The organism is Endozoicomonas montiporae CL-33, assembly GCF_001583435.1.
Lineage (GTDB): Bacteria > Pseudomonadota > Gammaproteobacteria > Pseudomonadales > Endozoicomonadaceae > Endozoicomonas_A > Endozoicomonas_A montiporae.
The window spans coordinates 3,615,733-3,631,395 of record NZ_CP013251.1; the positions used below are offsets into that span (position 1 = coordinate 3,615,733).

Annotated in this window: 15 protein-coding genes; 4 read left to right on the top strand and 11 right to left on the bottom strand. The window is 49.3% G+C overall.

Annotated features, from left to right (window positions below; translation table 11 throughout):
- Positions 1 to 31 precede the first annotated feature (31 nt).
- Both EZMO1_RS16545 and EZMO1_RS16550 read left to right on the top strand, forming a co-directional pair.
- On the top strand, positions 32 to 832 hold the full coding sequence (locus EZMO1_RS16545; protein WP_160174083.1) for a DUF1338 domain-containing protein: 801 nt from the start codon (positions 32 to 34) through the stop codon (positions 830 to 832).
- A gap of 72 nt (positions 833 to 904) precedes the next feature.
- Positions 905 to 2,134, top strand: a complete 1,230-nt coding sequence (locus EZMO1_RS16550) for a glycosyltransferase family 87 protein (RefSeq protein ID WP_034877055.1) — start codon at positions 905 to 907, stop codon at positions 2,132 to 2,134.
- Between the two features lie 24 nt (positions 2,135 to 2,158).
- Here EZMO1_RS16550 and EZMO1_RS16555 read toward each other — a convergent pair whose 3' ends face one another.
- From EZMO1_RS16555 to alaE, 5 genes are all read right to left on the bottom strand, one after another.
- Positions 2,159 to 3,103, bottom strand: a complete 945-nt coding sequence (locus EZMO1_RS16555) for an ABC transporter permease (protein WP_034877053.1) — start codon at positions 3,101 to 3,103, stop codon at positions 2,159 to 2,161.
- The gene (locus EZMO1_RS16560; protein ID WP_034877050.1) at positions 3,100 to 4,080 is read right to left on the bottom strand and encodes an ABC transporter permease; all 981 of its coding nucleotides are present in this window, start codon (positions 4,078 to 4,080) and stop codon (positions 3,100 to 3,102) included. Before EZMO1_RS16560 ends, EZMO1_RS16555 begins: the two co-directional genes overlap by 4 nt.
- Before the next feature lie 82 nt (positions 4,081 to 4,162).
- Positions 4,163 to 5,719, bottom strand: coding sequence for an ABC transporter substrate-binding protein (locus EZMO1_RS16565; RefSeq protein WP_034877048.1), 1,557 nt, complete (start codon positions 5,717 to 5,719; stop codon positions 4,163 to 4,165).
- Positions 5,720 to 5,789: 70 nt separating this feature from the next.
- A complete protein-coding gene (locus tag EZMO1_RS16570; protein ID WP_034877046.1) occupies positions 5,790 to 7,553 on the bottom strand; it encodes a dipeptide ABC transporter ATP-binding protein in 1,764 nt (587 codons plus the stop codon).
- Between the two features lie 369 nt (positions 7,554 to 7,922).
- A complete protein-coding gene (alaE, locus tag EZMO1_RS16575; protein WP_034877044.1) occupies positions 7,923 to 8,354 on the bottom strand; it encodes an L-alanine exporter AlaE in 432 nt (143 codons plus the stop codon).
- 374 nt (positions 8,355 to 8,728) lie between these two features.
- Here alaE and thiM point away from each other — a divergent pair, with 374 nt between their 5' ends.
- On the top strand, positions 8,729 to 9,529 hold the full coding sequence (thiM, locus tag EZMO1_RS16580) for a hydroxyethylthiazole kinase (protein ID WP_034877042.1): 801 nt from the start codon (positions 8,729 to 8,731) through the stop codon (positions 9,527 to 9,529).
- 90 nt (positions 9,530 to 9,619) lie between these two features.
- The gene (gene ubiT, locus EZMO1_RS16585; RefSeq protein WP_051790124.1) at positions 9,620 to 10,096 is read left to right on the top strand and encodes a ubiquinone anaerobic biosynthesis accessory factor UbiT; all 477 of its coding nucleotides are present in this window, start codon (positions 9,620 to 9,622) and stop codon (positions 10,094 to 10,096) included.
- A 77-nt stretch (positions 10,097 to 10,173) separates the two neighbouring features.
- On the opposite strand, the gene EZMO1_RS16590 is transcribed toward ubiT, so the two are convergent.
- The 6 genes from EZMO1_RS16590 to menC form a co-directional block, all read right to left on the bottom strand.
- Positions 10,174 to 11,064 carry a U32 family peptidase gene (locus tag EZMO1_RS16590; RefSeq protein ID WP_034877040.1) on the bottom strand — a complete coding sequence of 297 codons (891 nt, stop codon included), beginning with the start codon at positions 11,062 to 11,064 and terminating at the stop codon, positions 10,174 to 10,176.
- Positions 11,065 to 11,119: 55 nt separating this feature from the next.
- Positions 11,120 to 12,118 (bottom strand): ubiquinone anaerobic biosynthesis protein UbiU, encoded by a 999-nt coding sequence (gene ubiU / locus EZMO1_RS16595; RefSeq protein WP_034877038.1) that lies wholly within the window; start codon positions 12,116 to 12,118, stop codon positions 11,120 to 11,122.
- A 65-nt stretch (positions 12,119 to 12,183) separates the two neighbouring features.
- Entirely contained in the window at positions 12,184 to 12,795 is a 612-nt protein-coding gene (gene thpR, locus EZMO1_RS16600; protein ID WP_034877035.1) for an RNA 2',3'-cyclic phosphodiesterase, read from the bottom strand.
- A 76-nt stretch (positions 12,796 to 12,871) separates the two neighbouring features.
- Positions 12,872 to 13,039 carry a hypothetical protein gene (locus tag EZMO1_RS26925; protein ID WP_160174081.1) on the bottom strand — a complete coding sequence of 56 codons (168 nt, stop codon included), beginning with the start codon at positions 13,037 to 13,039 and terminating at the stop codon, positions 12,872 to 12,874.
- A gap of 140 nt (positions 13,040 to 13,179) precedes the next feature.
- Complete coding sequence (gene menE, locus EZMO1_RS16610) at positions 13,180 to 14,622, bottom strand: o-succinylbenzoate--CoA ligase (protein WP_034877030.1); 1,443 nt, start codon at positions 14,620 to 14,622, stop codon at positions 13,180 to 13,182.
- A complete protein-coding gene (gene menC, locus EZMO1_RS16615) occupies positions 14,619 to 15,656 on the bottom strand; it encodes an o-succinylbenzoate synthase (protein ID WP_051790123.1) in 1,038 nt (345 codons plus the stop codon). The genes menE and menC overlap by 4 nt, the downstream gene beginning before the upstream one ends.
- Between the last annotated feature and the right edge of the window lie 7 nt (positions 15,657 to 15,663).

A 15,663-nucleotide genomic window follows, 5' to 3' on the forward strand; every position in this document is an offset into this window, starting at 1 on the left:
GATGCGGCGATTTTCTAAACAGGCCGTTACCTTGAGCCAGACGATTTACCAAACCATTCTTGCCGACCTGATAAGCCCGTTATGGACCGCTTATTGCCAGCGGGTTCCCCAGGCACTGAGGATTCACCAGCTGCTAGAAGGCCATAACAAACGGGTGGTACACGACCACATCGGCTTGCGAACCCTTAATTTCCCCTGGTCATCAAGCTCCGCTCTCGGAGAAAAGCTGGGACAATATGGCTATTGCATTCGGGATCGGGCCAGCGACCCTGAGCAACATCTTGAATATTTCTGGTTTCACCATCCGGCCCCGGAAGTTCCGGCTATTCTGATCACCGAACTGGATATTGAAGCTTTAACAAAGTCTTCCCAAATGATACTCAGGGAGCTCGCCAGTACCACCTGCCACTCAACGTTATGGAGCCTGAACCAGACTCCTGCCTGCAAACCTGCCTTACAACCATTCGAAGCCCTGTTGTCAGAAAGTGAAATCGCTGCATGGTTCAGTTTATTTGGTACTTCCGCTCATTATTTTTCTGTAAGTGTCAATCAACTGGACCGGCAGAATGACATGTCAAAGCTGATCAAACTGCTACTGGAAGAAGGCTTTACTCTTGATAGCCAGGACAGGTTAATCAGGAAGTCTGACCAGACGCTGCTCGCACAGGCCATTACTCTGCCAGACCAGCTGGAAGTCAACTTGGGAGATCAGGAAAAAGTCAGAGTATCAACCGGTTGCTACCATTTCACATTGCGTTCAAAAAGCCCGTCCGGAAAGCTCTATAAAAAATTTTTTTCCAGTACGGCCTTTTCCGGCACTCAATGCGATTAGCCGTCTATAGTATACCCATTACAAACAAAATCTCTGAGCCTGAAAGCTCGGTCTATTAAACGATAAAAACCCATGCCGCCCGATAATTTCCTGAAAAACACAACCACTTTTGAAAAGCTGGGGCTCTTTCTGTGGCTGCTGGCGCTTATTCTGATCTTTGCCAAAGTTGTACTGGAGCCCGGCAGTCATTCAGTTGTTGACAGTTACCTGCTGGGCGGACAACGCTGGGTTGACCGGGTTGCCCTTTATAGCGGTCCCGGTGGCTTTATCTACACTCCTTTGTTTGCCCTGCTGTTTACACCTTTTCTCCACATTTCCGAAGCCATGACCGACTTACTCTGGCGACTGTTTATAATATTTCTCTACCTCTATTCCCTGATTGCCCTGATCAGAATGATCAGTGATGCTCCTGCAAAAACCATGGGTAAATGGCTTGGCATGATGAGCATTATCGCCGTTCCCATTGCATTTTCCGGCTTTCGCAACGGGCAGGTCAATGTCATCCTCACGGCCGTTATGGTTCTGGTCGTCTGCCAGATCGCCGAAAAACGCTGGAACAGTGCCGCTATTCTGCTGGCACTGGTTATGAGCCTGAAGCCCACCTTTATTGTCTTCTTCTTGCTCACTACGACACTGTTTCGTCCATTATGGCTCAGGGTTCCAGTGCTACTGTTGTTTTTTCTGGCTCTTCCCATGCTCTTTGGTGGCTGGCAATATGGCTGGCAGCAATACATCAATTTTATCGAGATGGCTCAGTCCGCCATGCATCATGGCGTCCACAACCAGAACTTTGCCAGTCTGTTCAACGTGTTCCAGGTCTTCGGCGTCTTCATCTCTGACCATTCGCAACACCTGATTAAAGTGATACTGGCCGGTGCTACATGGCTCCTGTGCTGGTTTGCCATTCGTCAGTTTGATACAAAAACCGCCCTGCTTTACCTTCTCACATTCGCTTCCTGCTACCACCTGATGTTTAACCCCAGAAGTGTAAATACCGACTACATTATTCTTGGCACTGTACTCGCGCTCTGGTTTACCTGCGCCATCTACCTCTGGAACAACAAGCGTCTGGCTCTGGCAGTCGGACTTATTTCTCTGGGAGTACTGGAAGCGTTTGACCTGTCAAGGACACTGGTACCGGGAAGTACCAGCTGGGTTAATCCACTGATGGGTTTATTGTTTTCGATTCTGGTGATCTGGCAACTCTTTCAAAAACGGACGTTCGTTAAACAAACGTCCGCTCACCAACCGTTGCCAGACCAGCCCATTACCAGGCTAGAAAAGCGTTCTCAATTAGAATAACAGACAGCCTGATAACGAAAGTGCTCAACCCTTATAAAGCTTGGGGTTGAGCAAATCCCTCAACCAGTCACCCAGCAGATTAATCACCAGTACCAATACCACCAGGACGACACCGGGAATAACCGTGATCCACCAGCTACCGGAAAAAATATACTGAAATCCACTGGAGATCAGTGCCCCCAGCGAAGGTTCAGAGACCGGCATTCCCAGCCCGAGAAAAGAGAGCGCCGCCTCACTGATAATGGCATTGGCAATCTGTACCGTTGAAATAACCAGAATTGGCGAAAGACAATTAGGGAGAATATGTCGGAACATAATACGCCGGCTGCCCAACCCCATCACCCGTGCCGCTTCAACATACTCTTTTTTCTTTTCCGCCAGCACTGAAGCCCGAATAGTTCGGGCATACTGTGGCCACTCGGCAATACCAATCACAAGAATCAGCATCAGCATTGCCAGACGGTTATACAACTCTGATCCAAACGATGCCTGAAATACGGCCAGTACCACAATCGCCACCATCATCGTGGAAAACGATAACTGAATATCCGCAATCCTCATCAGAAAGCTGTCCAGTCGCCCACCAAAATAGCCAGCGGTTAAACCCAGCGTGATGCCCAATGCAGCTTGCAACAACACCGCAAACACACCAATCGTCAGTGAAATACGGGCACCGTATAGAATGGTACTTAACAAATCCCGACCTTGATCATCTGTCCCCAGCAGAAAGCGTTCGTCTCCGTATTCTGTCCAGGCCGGGGGCAACTCGGAATCCATAATATCAATGGTGGCGAGGTCATACGGGTTGGTCGGTGCAATCACCGGAGCCAGCAATGCCGCCCCCACCATCAACAGAAAGATAGCCGCCGATACCATAGCAACCCAGTCACGGGTGAAGCTGTACCAGATCGTAGACTCTTTCACTCTTTGCCAGCGAGACACTGGCGTATGCATTATCAGTTCACTCATTGCGCAGGCCTTGCCAGATTGACGGTTGGATTAATCAGTCCATAAAGAACATCGACAAGGGTATTGACGATCACAAAGATGCCACCCACCACAATCAGATACGCAACAATCAATGGAGTATCAACGCGATGCACCGCTTCCAGAAACAGAAAACCCATGCCCGGCCACTGGAAAACACTTTCGGTCAGAATGGTGTAAGCCACCATAGTGCCTATCTGCACACCACCCACCGTTAGCACCGGTAGCATGGTATTTTTCAGGGCATGAACAAAATACACACGAGCCTTTTTTAATCCTTTGGCTTTAGCAAATTTCACATACTCGGTATGCAATGCTTCCACCATTTCGGAACGGATCAGGCGAATAAACAACGGCAGCATAATACTGGCGAGGGCAAAACAGGGCAGCACCAGGTGTAAAATGCCGTCTTTAGTGAAATAGCCGCTCTCCCAAAGACCAAAAACAGACACCAGCTCACCACGGCCATACGACGGTAGCCAGCCAAGCTCAATGGAAAAGAAAAAGATACAAAAAATCGCGGTTAGAAAAACCGGTATGGAAATACCAAGAATGCTGACACCCAATATCACTCTGGTCAGCCAACTACGAGGGCGAATCGCACAATAGACGCCGGAAGGTACAGAAATAAGCACAATCAGCAAAGTGGCACCAAACACCAATTCCAGTGTGGCGGGCAACTTCGCCATAATCACTTTCAGGGCAGGTTCTTTAAAGAAATACGACGTACCCAGATCACCCCGAACCGCTCTGGACATAAATCGCCCATACTGAACCAGAAACGGGTCATTTAACCCCATTTCCTGTCGCAAAGCCTGACGTTCTGCTTCAGATACTGACTGCCCCACCATTTCACGTAGCGGGTCGCCCAGATTATCCTGAATGGAAAAACTGATCAGACTGATAACAGACATGACTGCCAGTCCCTGCATCAGCCTGCGAAATAAAAAAAACAACATAATACAACCCGGTCGTTTATTTTTAATCTTCCTGAAAATCGCAGCTGCCAGCACCTTGAAGCATGCGACAGCTGCACGACCATTACTGGGTCACCACCAGGTCACCAAGGTATGGGAAATTCATCACATTAACGACAGATTCAGCCTGAACGCCTTTACCGGCACCCCAGGCCAGATTCTGCCAGTGCAGAGGCACATAAGCAGCTTCTTCGTAAAGCGTACGCTCAACGTCCTGAAGAATAGCGGCACGCTTGGCCATATCGGTTTCCTGATTAGCCGAACGAACCATACCGTCTATCACCTGATTACAGTAGTTGCCGCTGTTGTACTGGCCCCAGCCGGTTTTTTCATCGGCACAGGCAGTCAGGTATTCGGTGAAGTTGGCAGAATCTTCTGTGTCTGAATGCCAGCCAATCAGCATGATATCGGCTGAGCGCAGATCAAACTCTGGCCAGTACTGAGCTTTCGGCAGAGTTTTCAAATCCACCCGGATGTTGATTCGAGCCAGCATGCTCGCCGCTGCCTGAGCAATACGGGCGTCATTGATGTAACGATTATTCGGAGCCAGCATGGTGATGCTGAAGCCGTCTTCATAACCCGCTTCTTTCATCAAATGCTTTGCTTTTTCCAGATCAAACTGAGGCTTCAGCTCATCGACATAACCCACATACCCTTTGGGCCCCTGTTGACCGGCTGCCGTGGCAAAACCACGCATAATCCGTTCGACAATCCCTTCATTATTGATGGCGTAGTTGATGGCCTGACGAACACGCTTATCCTTAAAAGCTTCCACCCGATCCTGATTCAGCTGCAAAGTAATCAGACGGGTACCCGGCAAAGTGACCAGATCAGAACGGGCAGAACGATTAATACGGTCATGGTCGTTCGGCGGAACAGGGAAGATAAAGTCCACATCACCCGCCAACAGGGCTGCAACGCGGGTAGGGCCTTCTTTAATCGGTGTCAGAGTGATGGTTTTGACATTACCCGGAGACTGCTTGTCCCAATACTCGGCAAAGCGCTTATAATCGGTTCTCACACCTTGCTGACGACGCTCGACAATATACGGTCCCGTACCAGAAGCATTTCTGGAAGCAAACGTATCGGCATGTTTCACCAGACGATCTTTTGGCTGACCTTTGTCGTCTTCACCGCTGTAAAAAACACTGTCCATCGGGAAGATATAGGTGGCGTTATTCAACACCAGCGGGAATGGCTTTCTGGTCACCAGGTCAATCGTGTAATCATCAACCACCTTAAGATCAGCAAAAGGCTCAAAGATGGCACGATAATCAGGACTGCTCTTTAGTCGATCAAACGTCCACTTCACGTCTTTGGCAGTGAAATCATTACCGGAATGGAATTTCACACCCTTGCGCAGATAGAAGCGCATGGTCAGATCATCCTTTCGTTCCCACTTTGTCGCCAGACGCGGTTCAAAGTTCATATCCTGATCCCAGCGTACCAGCGGATCAAACAGCAAATGCGACATTTGCAGTGTGCCGCCCGACAGCTGCTCGTGCGGATCAAGAGATACCGGATCAGAGTCGTAAGCGACCTTCAGCGTAGCAGCCTGAGCCCCCACTGCCAGTGTTGTGGCAAGCACCATACCTGCCATGGATTTAAAGATTTTCTTCATTACATCCCTCCCCTGGGATTTTTGTTTTATAGCGATTATTGATGAAGATATTTTTTATAAGCTGAAGCTCTCAGACAACAACGCACCTTTCGTTATGCAGCCTGCCGGTTTGTTCTTCTACATCCAGCCCCTCCCGGGAAAGCTGGTGCATATCCGGCATTAATTCAATCAGACTTCTGGAATAAGGGTGTACCGGCTGAGTAAACAGTTGTTCGGTGTCGGCTATCTCGACAATAGCTCCCTCCTTCATGACAGCTACCCGGTCACACATCTGGCGAATGACCGGAAGGTCATGACTGATAAACAGCATGGTTAAGCCCAGCTCTTCCTGAAGGTCTTTCAATAGGTTAAGAATCTGAGCCTGAACTGATACATCCAGTGCCGAGGTAGGTTCATCACACATCAGTAATCTGGGGCGTGTCGCCAGAGCTCTGGCAATGGAAATACGTTGCCTCTGACCACCGGAAAACTCATGAGGATATTTTACGCCCGCTTTCCAGCCCAATCCGACATGATCGAGCAGATCAGCCACAATTTGCTGAACCTGCTGTTCAGATTCAGCCAGACCATGAAAGCGAATAGGCTCGGCAATAATATTATTAACTGTCATCCGTCCATTCAGGCTTGAATAGGGATTCTGGAAAACCATCTGAATCTGTCGTCGGATAGGGCGGCGTTTTTTATCATCCAGCCTGCTGATCTCCCTGCCCGCGTACAGAATGTCTCCGCTGTCTGGCGTATAAAGACCCGCAATGACTCTGCCAATGGTTGACTTGCCCGAACCCGATTCACCCACCAGCCCGAACGTTTCGCCTTCCACTACATTAAAGGAAACATTGCTGGATGCCTGAACGTATTTACGGTTTTTCTTCAGAAACGCGGACTGGGTTTCAAACTTCAAATTGACACTCTGAACATCCAGCAGGCAGCCGTCATGAAGCTGCTTGCCTTCAATGACTTCCTGCTGCCCAAGCCAGTGATTTTTAACATCAATGTGTCGGGCTTCAACTTTCTCAATGTATTCAACCCTTGGAAATCGATGCAGTTTGATATCTGCCCTTGGCACTGCACTGATCAGGCTTTTTGTATAATCGTGGATTGGGTCGTGGAGAATCTGTCGTGTAGTACCCACTTCAACCATTTCCCCCATATACATTACCGCTACCCGGTCAGTCGTGTTGGCAATCACCCCCATATCGTGGGTGACAAGGATGCAGCCCACATCGCGTTCTTTGCAGAGTTTGCGAATCAGCTGCAATATCTGATCCTGTACCGATACATCCAGTGCCGTAGTGGGCTCATCCGCAATAATGAGCTCCGGATCACAGGACAGGGCGATGGCAATCACCACCCTCTGTCGCATACCACCGGAAAACTGATGCGGATACTGTTTTATGCGAATTTCAGGTTCAGGAATACCAACCGCCCGCAACATGGCAATGGCTTTTTGGGTGGCAGCCTGTTCATTCAGCTGCAGGTTCGTACGTATGGTTTCAACCAGTTGTGTTTCTATGGTCAGCAACGGGTTCAGGGATGTCATTGGGTCCTGAAAAATAAAACCGATTCGACTCCCCCTGACCTGTCGAATAGCCTCACCGGAATAACCCGATATTGCCTCACCTGCCAGAACCACCTGCCCGGAAGCCACACGCCCCGGCGGGCTCAACAGATCAATAATGCCATTACCAATGGTAGATTTTCCTGCCCCTGACTCACCGACCAACCCAAGAATTTCACCCCGGCTCACCGTAAAGGAGACATCGTTCACTGCCACAGCGACGCCGTGACGGGAGGGAAATTCAATACGCAGGCTATTCACTTCCAATAAAGACACGCAGCCCCCTTACAGACAGCAACAATCCCTGCAACCACCTGCATAATTCATTGTTATTTATGGCGCACGAATGCTCTGCCAGATCTGGCTGCGGACGGGTAGGAATCTGCCTGCTGAGAAATCAGGTTCACTCAGTAAAATAAAAAACCTGCGGAAGCGACAAAGCTTTTGTTAAAAAAATAGTTGTCGCATGATTAACCATGTTTGATGAATAGTTTTTCGAATATTTATTGGCAGCCCGTACCACGCATTCGGGCAATCTGCCTGCACTATATCAGAGAAAATAAGAGGAATAAAACACAAGACAGTATTCGTATATAAAAACGACAACCTGATGAAAGCTGCCGTTTAAACTGTCTGGGCTGATAATTATGCAGTTTGTATAGTGCGTTCAGCGAACCAGTTACGACACATCTGCATATAAATACCATAAGGGCGTCCCATCAGAATCAGCGCACCCAACTGCCCCATGCAAGCCGTGATGACCTGATCGACAGAAGCTCCGGAAGTGCCGACCAGCACCGCATAAACAGGTAACTGAAAGGTCAGGAAAGCGACAATGTCCATTACGGCATCGACAACAGAACCACTGACCACTCTGCGAGCCTGAGCCATAATCCAGTCACGGTAAATGCCGTAGGGACGAGCAATCAACAGGTTAACCGGGATACTTAACAAGCGTGAATGCAACGACTGCTCAATGCTTAAACCAGCAACAAACAATTCAACAGACATACCGACCACTATACCAAAAGTGATCAGCGCAAAGGTATCTGCAATGGTTTCACGCTTAATGGACATTTTTATCCCCGGACAATCAAGACAATAGAGACTCCCTGCGCCAATAAGGCACAGAAGAAAAACGGATAGTGTTTGAACGACAGATGAAGAACATCACCTGTTTTCGACGGGGCTAATTTAACGCCAAAACCATAGTATTACAATAGTAGAAATCTTTGAATTAGCACCCAAACCAGAAAATAAAACTGGAAAATAAATATAATGCTAACAATATAACCTAAAACAAAAGATACCAAGCAGAAACATCCACCAAAACCATTAAACAAGCCTCTCTGATTCATATCAATCCGCAAATTTCACCCCTCGTGTATAGTCTGACGGGGCCTTTTGCGGCTACAGTTTAGCGACCTTTTTCATCCCAGCCTGGACAAACGATGCACTCCGAAATTTTTGCCACACTGGCAGCTCTCAGACAACAGCAACCGGTGGTTCATAACATCACCAATCAGGTGGTCACCAACACCACAGCCAATGCACTTCTCGCCATTGGTGCCTCTCCTGTAATGGCGCACGCCCCGGAAGAAATGATCGATATGGTCAGTATCGCCAATGCACTGGTGATCAACACCGGCACGCCTTCCCAAGGTCAGCGCCAAGCCATGAAGGCTGCTATTCATGCAGCCAAAGAGCAGGGCAAACCGTGGATTCTTGATCCGGTAGGAGCCGGTGCCACGCCTTATCGTCTGGAGTTAAACTCGGAGCTACTTGAGTTGCAACCTAACGCCATCAGGGGTAATGCTTCTGAAATTTTAACCCTGCTGACCGGCTCACCCACAGGTCGAGGAGTAGACAGCGCCTGCGAAGACACCTTCAATGAAACACTGGACTACCTTCAGGAACAGGCAGGAAAGCTGAAGACCGTTCTCGCCGTAACCGGTGCAACTGATTACATTACGGACGGCAACCGTTTAGCCACTCTGACTAACGGTCACCCCATGATGGCCAAAGTCACCGGCACCGGCTGTACAGCAACCGCAATAACCGGTGCCTTTCTTGCCAGTTGCGACGATCCATGGCTGGCAGTGGTTGCCAGCATTGCCTGTCTGGGTATCGCAGGCGAAAAAGCGGCCTTTTCTGCCAAAGGCCCCGGCTCACTGCAAATGCATCTTCTCGACGAGCTATACCTGCTGGACGAAGAAACGATTAAGACCCGCTTAAGCCTGAGCAGTCAATAAACAACAAGACAAAGACAGTGGGTGCGGCTTTTTGTAGATGCAAGTCCGCACCCTATGCAACAAAAACACTAAAAAGATCAGGGAAACTTCATGCCGCTACCTACGCCCCCCTTACCCAGCATCAAAACCATGGCAACGCCTCTGCGACTGATGCCTGATGAATTGATGACTGCCCCCCTGGAAAAAGCAGTCAACCTCGTCTTTCGCCAATCAATTGAAGAGGGCGAGTTTGACTTTATGGAAAACCGGTGGGTAAAAATACACGTCACAGATGCAGAACTGGACTTTCATATCGGCTTTGATGGCAAGCAACTTAAAGCAGCCAAACACCGCCCGTGTGATGTAGCGTTCTGCGGCAACAGCAGTGCATTCAAAACACTGGCCTTACGCCGGGAAGACCCTGACACGTTGTTCTTTCAACGTCGTTTAATGATTGAAGGTGATACTGAGCTGGGGCTTGGCCTGAAGAATTTGCTCGATAGCATTGATACCGAACAACTACCTAAACTGTTTCAAACATTAATGAAAGTAGGCAATAAAATAGAAGACCTTAATCATAAGGCATAAAGAGTTGCGCAGGCTGGGACAAACGCAATGCGATTCCCAGCCAATCACTTCAAGTCATCAATGATATCCGGATTAACTCACCTTCTCATTAGCAGGTCTTTGCCTGAACCATTTTCCCAGTAACCATTGCACTGATCCTCTGCAGGACCGTCACCATAAGGTTGACCTGCCTTGATGACTCCTGCCAGGTTCTGTGCAATATCCAACACATCGTGAGAATGCGCTGACAGGCGCATAGAATCAACCCCCAGCCTTTCCATATCCTGCCAGCGATCAAGAATATTCATACAATGACCAGACATGGTCTGAATACCATTCAGGGTAAACAGTCGTTGATTTTCCTGGGTAGCCAGAGGAATCCCCTGCGGAACCTTCAGGCAGATAAACTCGCATTCGTCTTTACCCCTGTCGTTTGCCCTCGCAGTAAAACAACGGGCTGAGTAAGCCAGCGGCATATAACCGTAACTGAATACTTCGGTTTCAATCTTATCAGCAAGTTTCAGCGCTTCAGCCTGCATTAATATATCGGCCAATTTTTGTTCGGAGAGTTCCAGAGGCAAAACCCAGCGTTTCAAGCCCAGTTTATACAACTGTTTAAGGGTATAGGCATTATAAATATTCAGCGATGGCCCGGTACAAAATTCAAGACCGTTAGACGACAAAAACTTAACCGCTGACATGTCATTCGCTTCAACCATAAATTCATGGTTGTCACAGATTTTACGCACCTGTGATAATTCAGATTCTGATTCCAGCAGTGTCAATGTAGACAAAATAACTTTTTTTCCCGCGTCCGTCAGCATCCGGGCAATCGCCATCCAGTCGCCATGACTCAGCTCCCGACGCTTGGAACAGGTGACCTCGCCCAGACAAACACGGTCAATATCAGACCGGGATACCTTCTCATAAAAATCAAAAACATCCTGCCGGGACCAGAAATACAACACGGGTCCGAGTGTGGTTTGCATTCGGTCATTCCTCCTGAATGATCAGAATCCATTAAAATAATTCTTGGACAATCAATTACTGCCAGGGTCGGCTATAAGCACCCAGTGTCGTCTGGCTACCTTCGGACAACTTGCTAAGTTCTGCCATCCAGCGAGACTCTGGTTGTAATTCATTCTTATTCGACTGCCAGGCATTTAGCGCCTCTCGCCAGATTCGGGTGACGGCAGCTACATACGCCGGACTACGCTGGCGACCTTCGATTTTCACAGCACTAATACCCATTTCTGATAGCTGTGGAATCAAATTCAGTGTGTTCAGACTGGTTGGCTCTTCCAATGCATGCCTGACATTACCCTGCACTTTAAATCGCCCCTTACACAAAGTCGGATAGCCCGCCTGCTCATGAGACGAGAACCGGTCAATCAGAACATCATTCAACCGGGTTTCCATACTGCCACCGGCTCCCTGCTCCCAGCGTACAGCGGACGCCGGTGAGCAGGCACCTGCCGTATTGGGGGACTCACCCGCGACATAAGACGACAACAGACAACGACCTTCCGCCATAATACAAAGACTGCCAAAGGCAAACACTTCAAGCTCTACCGGACTCTTCTGAACCAGTGCTTTAACCTGCTTTAATGACAGTACTCTGGGTAAAACAGCACGACGAATATTGAACTGCTCATGGTACAGTTCCAGCGCAGCAACATTGGTTGCCGAACCCTGAACGGAAAGGTGCAAAGGCAACTGCGGGTATTTCTCGCAGGCATAGGCCATAACGCCCATATCAGAAGCAATCAACGCATCCGCCTGCAAATCGGCACAGGCATCAACGGCATACTGCCAGCGTGACCACTGACCCGCCTGGGCGTATGTATTCACAGCAACAAACAGACGGACATTATGATCGCGGGCATAATCCAGCGCCTTCAGTGCACGCTGGTCTGAAAAATTCAGACCGGCAAAGTGTCGGGCATTAGTGTTATCCCGAAAACCGATGTAAACGGCGTCGGCACCATTATCTACGGCTGCTTTTAATGATGGGTAATTCCCTGCCGGGCAGACCAGCTCCATAGTGCGCTCCCTCGTTCTGGTCTGTTAAGACTATCACAGGCAGACTGCATAGGTATTGATCCCTATCAAGCCGATTGCGCTAAGGATTGCAGCGGGTAGGTTTGCAGTGTGCGGTAGGTGGTGCCTTCCGGGCCAGTCCCACTTTGCATCAGCACCACTTCACAGATACTCATACGAAAGCTTGGCATATTAAAAAAGTGTCTTGGGGAAACATGGTGATGTTGTTTGAAGCGAGCGAGCGTCACATGAGGGCGAAAATTGCGCAGTTCCTGTCTTAATCCGCAGGACACTGCCGCTTCTTCACAGATTCTGGCCAGACTGTTGAGCTGCTGACCGGAGTGCATACTCAGGGCGAGTACTCTTGGCCGGTTAGCATCAGGAAAGACTTCGTAACGGCCGGTCATTGCAGAAAAAGCAGATTCCCGATCGAAAGCTGATTTCAGGTGTTTGCTGTATTGCTCCAGTTGCTTCTGATGACACTCACCCAGAAAATGCAGAGTAATATGCTGCTGTTGAGGAGCGATCCAGCGCATTTTATGCACAAGGGAGTCACCCGCACGATTCTGTGCTTTCTTATGCAGGGTCGCCGCCAGCTCCAGCGGTAACCTGACAGCAACAAAAGCACGAATTGTCTCTCCAGTTGATGTTCCGCATGAACTCATATTGGTGGAACTCATTGTTATGGGGCTTGTTGTACCGGAGCCCGCTCTACTGACACTCGTTACATGATATCTGGCTGGATGATGAATAGTGTTATGCTGTTCTCTGGTCATCTGGTACTTCATAATTCGATGCTTCGCCTGCACACTGAACATTCACTATCTCAATCAGCGACGGGTCTACCTTAAGCCCCAGCCCTGTGGCCAGGTACTTATCCGTTGTATTTTCCGGAAAAATCTCCAAATCATGGTCAACGCTCATGACTGGTCGAGAACACTCTCTTGTCTCCGGGAAAATAATTATGCCTGCAACCATAGAAAAATACGAGTCAGATTACGCATTTTCACGTAGAACAAAACCTGAATAGCTGCAATAAAACCACTGATTGACCAGAAATCCGCCTAAGAAAGGTGACATTCAGCCAGTGCCTGAAGCAAGCGGCGGTTAGGTTTGATACCCGAAAAAAGTGTCTGGCCGGAAAACTCCGGAGGCAGCTTTTCCGGCAAGGGAACAATGTGATCCGGTATCTTGAAACGTGCTATCTTGCCTGCCAGATAACCTTTTGTAAACGTTTCATCAACGGTTTCATTGACCATTTGAACAAATGCAAAAGGTCGCTGACCAAACTTCTCATCAGCAACGGCGACGACCACAGCCTGTAGAACCCCTTTGCAGGTCAATAACGCCTGTTCGATCTCTTCAGGATGAATATTTTCTCCCCCGGAGATCATCATATTGTCCTTTCGGCCAAGAACACGCAGCTGGCTCTCATACCATTCCCCCAGATCACCGGTATGAAACCAGCCCTCATCGTCTGCCACAGATGTCACTCTGCCCGACTTTTCATCCGATTGACTGTAATACCCCAGGCACAAAGGTTTTCCTGCCACCAGAATTTCACCGTCGTCGGCTATTTTGACCCGACGAAAAGGAAGAACATCTCCGGATGTCACCCCTTCCGGAGTGAAAATTGGTACGCCTGTACAAACCTGAGAACTCATCTCGGTCATTCCATAGGTGGTCAGCACTCTGATCTTTCTATCCTGAACCCGTCTGACCAAAGAGGCTGACGCGACACCACCACCAAGCAAAATATATTTCAGCCCGGTTTCTGCCAGATCCATACCCTGACTCACCACAATCTGCTGCAGCTGGGTATTCACCATTGAACTATGGGTGACAGGCAGTGACATCAGCAGCTGAGATAATGGCAAACCCTGTTGATCAATCAAAATCGCTGCACCCGCCAGCAGGCAACGTATGACAATACTAAAGCCGCCAACATGAAATAGAGGCAGAGACAACAGCCAGCCATCTTCAGCGGTCAGTTCAATCAAAGCCGCAGAGCCTCTGGCACTGAATAAATGATTATCCAGACTGTGCGCCACGGCTTTAGGAACACCAGTGGTGCCGGACGTTGGTATCAGGTCAAATATCCTGTCGTTATCCACTGGGATGTCTGTCTTCACACTGACCGGGCTGGCTAACAATTCAGGTTTCCCAACCTGTTGCAATGCGTTCCCATGAAAACGGTTATCGCTGACATACGCTTGAGCGCCTACCCTGTCGGCGTATTCCAATATCCGCGATTCCGGATGTGCAGGGTTGACCGGGCAATACACCCATCCGGAGCGCAGGCAGGCCAGAATCACCACCACGGTTTCCACTTTGTTCTGCAGCAACACCAACAGCCGATCCCCAATGCTCAGCTCGGGCGCCAGCTGTTGACGATAAGCCTCAACCCAGACATCCAGCTGCAGGGCAGAAACGGGGCGATCATTTATCTGCATCACCCTGTGATCAGGAGAGATCAGGGCTATCTTGCGTAAAGGACATTCAGTCATAACAATTCCATTTGCTGTAATACGTGATCAGGCAGCCGCTGCCAGAGCGCAACCGAATCATCAAACAGGTGATGCTTAAAAGCATTCAGCGTATCCAGTCCGGCCGCTTCCCGGGGAGTCCAGACTCGTGCCAGCGCCGACAGGGTATTGACACCCAGCACGGATTCAAAAGAAGAACTGACAACACAGTGAACACCTGCGTCTCTGCCGGCATTAACCAGAGATTCACAGCGGCGGATACCGCCCACCAGCGTTGGCTTGATCACCAAAGCGGCAAGACCAGACTGGGGAGCAAATTCAAACTCCGGGTTTTGTAGAGTCTCATCCCAGGCAAACGGCATCTTGGTTGCTTTATAAAAAGCCTGCTGGCTGGCAATAAAACTGCCAGAGGCATTATTCACCGGCTCTTCAATATAAGCGATTCGGGCAGGATCAATATGATCAACAAATTTAACCGCCTGCTCTACAGACCAGCGCCGGTTAGCATCCAGTTTCAGACAAACTGTTTCAGGCAAAGCGTCCAATAACTGCCGGGTTCGATAAATGTCTGACTTCAGTTCACCCCTCGCCACTTTCAGCTTAAAGGCTGCGGGCCAGCACGATGACCAGTCGTCAATACACTGCAGCATGTCGGCAGTTGATCCGGTTAACAGCGGCGCTACCGGTAACTCTGTTTCAGGATCATCTGCCAGAATAGCGGGCAATGAAATCGCCGATTCCAGAGCAAAAGCAACCGAAGGGTAAACCGGCTGCCCACACCATTCCTGACTATTGAACGACTCCGGATCAACCTGCTGACCCAGCAGAGAAGACATCAGCGCACCGAGTTGCTGGCGCGCCTCATCAAGACTTTCAGAGCTGAAATCAGGAAGAGGCGCTGCTTCACCATAGAGATAACCAACCCCAAAACCATCGTCGTTTACCTTCAGCTCAAGAACCAGCCCCTGTCGTGCATTCAGCTTGGTGCCTTTCAGCGGTAATGGCCAGGCCAGCGGCAGATTGTATTGATACAGGCGGGCACCAATGATTTCCATCTTGCCC

Coding starts and splice junctions, on each gene's coding strand:
- EZMO1_RS16550 (WP_034877055.1), top strand. CDS start 905: ATGCCGCCCGATAATTTCCTGAAAAACACAACCACTTTTGAAAAGCTG.
- EZMO1_RS16555 (WP_034877053.1), bottom strand. CDS start 3,103: ATGAGTGAACTGATAATGCATACGCCAGTGTCTCGCTGGCAAAGAGTG.
- EZMO1_RS16560 (WP_034877050.1), bottom strand. CDS start 4,080: ATGTTGTTTTTTTTATTTCGCAGGCTGATGCAGGGACTGGCAGTCATG.
- EZMO1_RS16565 (WP_034877048.1), bottom strand. CDS start 5,719: ATGAAGAAAATCTTTAAATCCATGGCAGGTATGGTGCTTGCCACAACA.
- alaE (WP_034877044.1), bottom strand. CDS start 8,354: ATGTCCATTAAGCGTGAAACCATTGCAGATACCTTTGCGCTGATCACT.
- thiM (WP_034877042.1), top strand. CDS start 8,729: ATGCACTCCGAAATTTTTGCCACACTGGCAGCTCTCAGACAACAGCAA.
- ubiT (WP_051790124.1), top strand. CDS start 9,620: ATGCCGCTACCTACGCCCCCCTTACCCAGCATCAAAACCATGGCAACG.
- EZMO1_RS16590 (WP_034877040.1), bottom strand. CDS start 11,064: ATGCAAACCACACTCGGACCCGTGTTGTATTTCTGGTCCCGGCAGGAT.
- ubiU (WP_034877038.1), bottom strand. CDS start 12,118: ATGGAGCTGGTCTGCCCGGCAGGGAATTACCCATCATTAAAAGCAGCC.
- thpR (WP_034877035.1), bottom strand. CDS start 12,795: ATGAGTTCCACCAATATGAGTTCATGCGGAACATCAACTGGAGAGACA.
- EZMO1_RS26925 (WP_160174081.1), bottom strand. CDS start 13,039: ATGAGCGTTGACCATGATTTGGAGATTTTTCCGGAAAATACAACGGAT.
- menE (WP_034877030.1), bottom strand. CDS start 14,622: ATGACTGAATGTCCTTTACGCAAGATAGCCCTGATCTCTCCTGATCAC.
- menC (WP_051790123.1), bottom strand. CDS start 15,656: ATGGAAATCATTGGTGCCCGCCTGTATCAATACAATCTGCCGCTGGCC.